Origin of the sequence: Xanthomonas dyei (assembly GCF_002939865.1) — a bacterium.
Taxonomy (GTDB): Bacteria; Pseudomonadota; Gammaproteobacteria; order Xanthomonadales; family Xanthomonadaceae; genus Xanthomonas; species Xanthomonas dyei.
The window spans coordinates 1-329 of sequence record NZ_MDEE01000137.1 but is presented as its reverse complement, the minus strand read 5'-3'; the positions used below and the strand labels follow the sequence as shown (position 1 = coordinate 329).

Annotated in this window: 1 protein-coding gene; it reads left to right on the top strand. The window is 50.8% G+C overall.

The genetic code is table 11. The features are described 5' to 3' along the window. A partial coding sequence (locus XdyCFBP7245_RS24380; RefSeq protein ID WP_211287780.1) for a hypothetical protein occupies window positions 1-266 on the top strand: 266 nt, incomplete at its 5' end. Between the last annotated feature and the right edge of the window lie 63 nt (window positions 267-329).

The following is a 329-nucleotide window of genomic DNA, read 5'->3' as shown; positions in this document are numbered from 1 at the left end:
TCGGAAAAACGCTTCTTCACATCCAATCTCCTCGGGATAGGGAATTGGACTCCAAACTGAGGTGCTACTCAAAATTGGGGGGACGTCGGGCGAGTAGACTAGCGGGCGATGCTGGTTTCATTGGCCCACGAATTGGTAACTCTGGTTACATCACGGCAGAAGAGTTTGCCCAAGCAAGCTTTCAGCGCTACCAAGACTTCGTGAATGAAGGCTACGATAGGGCTCTGATTGCAGAATCTAAGGAAGGTCTGAATAACGATGCCTGAGAGTGCGGAATGTCCGCATCGTTCCGGAGAGTCTCGTTTGGATCTTCGGAGTTTCGCCATTTC